Raw genomic sequence first — 6,402 nt, 5'->3', positions numbered from 1 at the left:
GACCGTCTCCGGATTTCAAATAGTAAATTTTATAAATCAATAAAGGGCAAAATACTATGGTGATTATCTGGTGAGGAAGAAATCTCTGTTAGTAGTTTTAGTGTTGATTCTCCTTGGAGGGACCCTGGCGGGAGCCTTGAATTACACCGCGAGCAATGATGAATCCGTAACCAGAATCCTCGGTTACGACGTGTACAAGATAGAAGGCTCCGGCAATTATATCATCTACTACCCCCTCCCAAACGGAAGCGTCAAAATCCTCAAAAAAGGAAAACCAGGCTTCCTCCCAACCTTCGTGAAAGTACCAAGGCGAGAATGGGTTAAAGCCCTCTCAAACGATGAAAAAGCCCTCTACGCCCCACCAACCCCACTCATACTCTACGTCACCAAAAACGGAAAACTCGGAATCAAAAGCATGACCACCAGCAAGATCAAACTCGACGAAGAGAACGCACTCGACCTGAAAGGAAACACAAGCCCGAAGGGAAACATTGGAGTCCAAACCACCACCTCGTGCCCGCGAGGCTGGATGGACTTCGGAGGCAGGTACTGCCTAAACCCGCAGTGGGATCTGCAATTCGAAAGCACCGCAAAAACAAAAACCTTCAACGAATGGATATCAGTCATGGGCCTAAAAGTGGAGAACAACGTGGCAGAAAAAATGAACTTCGACTGGATTCTCGTGCTCAGCAGGAGTACTTACAGTTACTGGACGGTCGGAATCGACGTCGGACCCTTCACACTCCTCAGCGTATCCAGGGGAGCGCACTTCGACGGCTGGGGGCTGGACGTAGACTACCAATCGTTCAATGACCTTCCCGTTAATTCTGCCAGCTGGGAGAGGTACCTTAACATTAAAGTGGAGTACATTGTTGCCCACGCCAGAGTTTCAGCTTACGACAAGCTCATGGGGGAGTACGTGGATATTGATATGGCCCAGGTGTACCCGGTGAAGATCCACACCACCGGAAAGTACACGATATGGGAGTCTGCCACGGGGGGCACCTACTTTACAGAATCACAGGGGGAGAACGCCCCGAGAATCACCACGACCCCCAACATGTGGGGGATCTCGAAGGAGGCGGAATGGAGGAGGAAATGGTTAAACGCCGGAAGCTGGGAGGGGGCCGTCTACGTCAGACAATCTCAAAGCAGTGCCTTCTCCTCGAGCTCCAGTTTGAGCATTCCGATAGGTTATGCAGGAGGAAGGTACCTCGCGGGCATAAACCCCGCCCTTGGAAGACTGGCTAACGCGCTCAGCCTGACGATTGGATTCCACAAATACACGAACGCATTTTCCTTTGTAGAGTATAGCATCCAAGTTAAACCCAGGAAAGATTGTTATGCGATGTACAGTGTTCTGGGTGTTAAGGTGGGATCGAGTGGGTCAAAGGTTAATGTGCCTCTGGTATTCAGTGTTATAACGGATGGCAAATCCCCGTCTCCGCCGTGTGATCCGAGGACGGGCATGTGTGCGACCTCCGAAGGGGGCATCGGGGGCTGAAGGTGTTTTTTCATAACCCTCTGCTTTTTCTTCATGTATCATGTATTTATCGATACCCCTTATGGTAAACGTTCGTCACGGGATCACCGGGTTTACGGTTCGCCGAAGGGCATATAAATCCTTGGATAAAAAGTCCCATACTGTTAGGATAAGCAGTAGGGCGTTAGGTTTAAGTTTCTAACAATACTTCAGAAAAGAGAGGAGAAAATGAAGACTGGAACCATTATTTACTGGATGATTTCAGTCTTAAAACCTTTTCGTCGGAATAAGATTCCAGTAGAAAAGAAAAGTAGAGCAGTAGAATTATACTTGCGAGGCCTCAGTTACAGGCAAGTCGCCAGAATACTAGAAATCAGCCACACAACAGTCTGGGAAACAGTCCAAAAACTCGCAGAAACAATTTACCAGCCAAAACTCCTCACAGTGAAAAAACAGAGAAATTTCATCGCAGTTGACGAGACCCGTACAAGTCTGCCTTTAAGTCCCTGGGACTGGATTTTGTTCACGTGATTTTTGGGGGTGGAGCGCTGGTTCAGGACCCTTAAGGAGAGAACGAGGCGTTTCTGGAATAATTTCAGGGGTAAGGACTGGAGAAGAGTTCACAGGTTTGTTTTTCTGTTTGCTTTCTGGTATACTTTTATAGCATTCTCGGTTTGGTCGACCACCTGGTGATGTTGCTGAATGGCTTCAGGAGGTGATGCCCCAGTTATCCTAACAGAATGACTTCAAGAAGAGAACGCAGAAAAAATAGAAGGGGGAAGTTTAACCTCACTCCACGAACACCGCGGGCTTCAGCGGCATCGCCTGCTTTGCCTTTCCGCCCCTGTCCTCCTCGGGGTTGATGATCACCTCCACGCCGAGCTCCTTCTCGATGAAGTCCCTGGCCTCCCTCAACGCCTTCTCCTCGTCGATGCGCTTCACTTCAAAGGCCCTCTCCTTTATCAGGCGCTGAATCATCCTGCTTATCTCCTTGCCGTGCTTCCTCATCTCCGGATCCTTCATAAGCTCGCTCATCGAGGCTTTGAAGTCCCTCTTCTCCGCGACGACCTCCGCAACGCGCCACTTCCAGTCCGGTGCGGTGTAGATGTAGGCCCTCCTCGGGTTCTCTATCCTCGCGACCCTGATGATCTCCTTGATGTCCTCTATGAGGCTCTTGAGGAACTCCTCCTCCGCCTCGATGGTCTCGTTCCACCACCCCGGAACCGGCTCGGGCCACCTCGCGAGGCTCACGAACCCCTCGCCGCCGAGCTTCTCCCAGAGCTCCTCGCTTATGTGCGGCGTGAAGGGCGCCATCAGCCTGACCCAGACCTCGGCGAGCTTCCTGAGCGTGTAGCGCTTCGCTTTATCGTCCCTGCCCTCCGTTCTCCTCATATACCAGCGCAGGTCGTTGAGGACGGAGTAGAACGCCCACTGCACGGCCGTCCTCGTCCTGAACTCCTCGAGCGCCTGAGTGGTTCCCTCGATGGCCCTGTTCAGCCGGTGGAGCATCCACCTGTCGATGTCCTTCAGCTCCGTCTCCTCTGCCTCGTAACCGGAGAACTCGCTCACCAGCTCGTAGAACCTCTCGACCTGCCTCCTGAGCTTACCAACCTCCTTCCTGCGCCAGTCGAAGTCGCTGTCGTGCTCAGCTAAGCCCATTATGTAGAGCCTAACCACATCGGCGCCGTTTTCCTCGATGGCGTCGATGAAGTTCAGCACGTTGCCCTTGCTCTTGCTCATCTTGGTGCCCTCGAGCGTTCCGAAGCCGTTAACCGCTATGCCCCTCGGCCAGTGCTCCCTCCGGAAAATGGCGACGTGGTTGAAGATGAAGAACGTCAGGTGGTTCGGGATGAGGTCCTTCGCCGAGCAACGCCAGTCGAGCGGATACCAGTACTCGAACTCCTCCTTCATTTCGTGTATCGTCTCCGCTGGAATCCCCGTCTTCTCCTCAAGTTGTCTCTCGCGCTCCCCGCTGAACTCCTCCAAGAACAGGTAGTCGAAGAACTCCCTATCGAGCTTCTCCGGGTCCAGCCTACCCTCGTCCCTCAGTCTGTTCATGTGCCTGCTTATCGTGTAGTAGGCCATGTAAATGGTGGAGTCGCTCAGGCTCTCGATGACCCAGTCCGGATCCCACGGCAGGGGCGTCCCGAGGCCGACCTTCCTCGCGCAGGCCTTCTCCTCGAGCCAGTCGATGACGGCCTCGAACTGCGCCCTCCTGCTCGCCGGGTATATCGTCATGTCCGCGAGTGCTTCCTTAGCTTTCTCCTTCCACTCGGGGTTGCCGTAGTCGATGAACCACTGGTCGTGGATTATCTTGATGACCGCCCGATTTCCAAAGCGGCTTATCACCGGCTTCTCCGCGAACTCGTACATTATCTCCGCGATGCCCCTCTCCTGGAGCTCCTTCGCTATTAGTTCCTTCGCCTCCTGCACCGTCTTGCCGGCGTAGGGCTCCACCTTGAAGATGCCCTTGTGGTACTCGGCCTTGTAGATGGTCTTGGTAGCCTCTTCGAGCTTCTTCTCATCTTTCTGGCTCTTTACGCCGAGCCTCTCAACCTCCTCCACGGCCGGGAACTCGCCGTAACCCTCGAGCTCTATCAGGGAGACGTAGCTTATCTCCTCCACCACGCGGGGGTCGATCTCGTACCTGAGCAGAAGCTCGGTCTCCCTCTTCAGGTCCTCCAGGGCAACGTGGTCGAAGGGCGCGTGGGCGGGAACGCTCATGACGACCCCCGTGGCGTTGTCCGGGTCAACGAACTCCGCCGGCAGGATTATGACCTCGTCTCCCGTCACCGGGTTCCTCACGTACTTCCCTATCAGTTTCTCGCCCTTGAACTCCTCGAGGACCTCTACCTCCCTGTCCTGGAAGGAGAGCTTGTAGGCGGCCTCCCTGCTGACTATCCAGGTCTCCTCCCTTTCGTTGCGCCTCACGCGGGCCTTGACGTACGTCGCCTTCGGGTTAAGCCACATGTTGGTGACGCCGTAGACCGTCTCCGGCCTAAGCGTTGCGGCCGGCAGGTAGATCTCCTCGCCGTTCTCCTCCAGAACGAACTTGATGATGACGTAGTCGAGTATCTGGACGTCCTCACCCTCCATTATGTCGTGGTCTCCGAGGGGGGTTCCAACGACGGGGTCCCACCTGACCCTGTGCGCCCCCTTGACGACCAGTCCCTTATCCCTGAGCGTCCAGAACTGCCACTCTATGAACTTGCTGAAGGGCGGAAAGAGGCTGGTGGTGTGGAACTCCCTGCTCCAGTCTACGGAGAAGCCGGCCCTTATGAACGTCTCCCTCGCGGCCTTCATGAAGTACTTGACGATCTCCCTCGGGTCCTCGAACTTCCAGAGGACGTCCTCGGGGACCTTGTAGACGTCGCGGTAGATGTGTATCGTCTTGGGGTCGCGGTTCTTTATCCTCTCGGCGATTCCGACTATTGGAGCGCCCGTGATGTGCCAGCCCATCGGGAAGAGGACGTTGTAGCCCTGCATCCGCTTAAAGCGCGCTATGACGTCGGGGATCGTGTAGGTCCTCGCGTGGCCCACGTGAAGGTGGCCCGATAGGTAGGGAAAGGCGACGGTGATGTAGAACTTCCTCTCCTTCGGCTTAGCTTTGATATCGGGCTCGAATATTTTCTCCTCCAGCCAGCGCCTCTGCCACTTCTCCTCAATGGCCTTGAAGTCGATTCCCATGGTTATACCTCCTCGGAATTTTTCCAAAAGAGCGAGCGTTCAGAATAGGGGGGGTTACGGGGGAAATCATGCACGACTGTGATTCCAGCGACGGAGAAGACACTCCCCCCTCATAGGCATCGGAGCGAGTAGGGTTTTCGATATTTAAATCTTTTGCCTCAAACCCTTACGAGCTCCCTCTCTGCCCTCGTGAGCCTCCTTCCCCGCCCCTCCTGAACCGCAACGTCGTCCTCTATGCGAACGCCCCCGAGGCCAGGAACGTATATCCCGGGCTCTATCGTGAAGGTCATGCCCTCCCCGAGGACAACCTCGCCGTCCGGCCCGATGTACGGCTCCTCGTGGACGTCGAGTCCGAGCCCGTGTCCGGTCCTGTGTGTGAAGTACCGCCCGTACCCGGCCTCCGCTATGGTTTCCCTCGCGGCCCTATCGATTTCTCTCGCCGGAATCCCCTCGCGGACGGTCCTGTATGCCCTCTCCTGGGCCTCCTTCACCGTCTCGTATATCCCCACCAGCCTCTCGTCCGGCCTTCCGATGGCTATCGTCCTGGTTATGTCCGAGCAGTAGCCCTTCCACCTCGCCCCGTAGTCGAGTATGACCATGTCCCCCCTCCTGAGCCTCCTATCGCCGGGCTCGTGGTGTGGGTTGGCAGCGTTCTCGCCGCTCGCCACTATCGGAGGGAAGGAGATCCCGTCGCTTAGCTCCCTGATGGTCATCTCCATCTTTAATGCGAGCTCCCTCTCGCGCATGCCTACGAGGTCCCAGCTCAGGAGCTCCTCAAAGACCCTGTCCACGACCTTAGCCGCGTGCTTCATCCTCTCTATCTCCTTCGCGTCCTTCCTCATGCGGAGCTCCCTAACGAGCGAGCTCAAAGGATGGAACTCGAAGGGGCCGAGTTTCATGACGTTGATGAGCCAGTCCGCGCGCATCGTGTCCTCCACCAAAATCCTGCCGCCAGAGAGGTGGAGTTCCGCCAGAATCCACGCGAGCTTCTCGTAGGGGTTCTCCCCGTCCCGCCAGAACGTAACCGGAAAGTCCCCTATGACGTTCTCGTAGAGGCTCGGGGCCAGAAGTCCGTAATCGCCGTCGGCGTTAACGGCTAAGATGGTGGGTCTCTCCCCGGCCTCATGAACCGTGAGCCCTGTGAGGTAGTAGAGGTTCGTCCCCGGGCTTATCAGGGCACCGTCGAAGTTTCCCTCCCTCATGAGCGAGACGAGTTTGTGAAGGCGCATGTG

3 protein-coding genes and 1 pseudogene are annotated in these 6,402 nt (G+C 55.6%); 2 read left to right on the top strand and 2 right to left on the bottom strand.

All coding sequences use genetic code 11. The annotated features are described in order from the left end of the window. Nucleotides 1-70 precede the first annotated feature (70 nt). The gene (locus A3L02_RS10120; RefSeq protein WP_237268605.1) at nt 71-1,504 is read left to right on the top strand and encodes a hypothetical protein; all 1,434 of its coding nucleotides are present in this window, start codon (nt 71-73) and stop codon (nt 1,502-1,504) included. Nucleotides 1,505-1,711: 207 nt separating this feature from the next. After that, nucleotides 1,712-2,219 (top strand): annotated as a pseudogene (locus tag A3L02_RS10115) (helix-turn-helix domain-containing protein). A gap of 53 nt (nt 2,220-2,272) precedes the next feature. Here A3L02_RS10115 and leuS read toward each other — a convergent pair. Both leuS and A3L02_RS10105 read right to left on the bottom strand, forming a co-directional pair. After that, nucleotides 2,273-5,170 (bottom strand): leucine--tRNA ligase, encoded by a 2,898-nt coding sequence (gene leuS, locus A3L02_RS10110; protein WP_088863786.1) that lies wholly within the window; start codon nt 5,168-5,170, stop codon nt 2,273-2,275. 158 nt (nt 5,171-5,328) lie between these two features. Continuing rightward, entirely contained in the window at nt 5,329-6,399 is a 1,071-nt protein-coding gene (locus A3L02_RS10105; RefSeq protein WP_088863785.1) for a M24 family metallopeptidase, read from the bottom strand. Nucleotides 6,400-6,402 lie beyond the last annotated feature (3 nt).

The sequence above is a fragment of the Thermococcus celer Vu 13 = JCM 8558 genome (genome assembly GCF_002214365.1).
GTDB lineage: Archaea > Methanobacteriota_B > Thermococci > Thermococcales > Thermococcaceae > Thermococcus > Thermococcus celer.
This window is presented reverse-complemented; position numbering and strand designations above follow the sequence as displayed.

Excerpts from the sequence above, each read along its gene's own strand:
- leuS (WP_088863786.1), bottom strand. The coding sequence starts at position 5,170 with ATGGGAATCGACTTCAAGGCCATTGAGGAGAAGTGGCAGAGGCGCTGG.
- A3L02_RS10105 (WP_088863785.1), bottom strand. The coding sequence starts at position 6,399 with ATGCGCCTTCACAAACTCGTCTCGCTCATGAGGGAGGGAAACTTCGAC.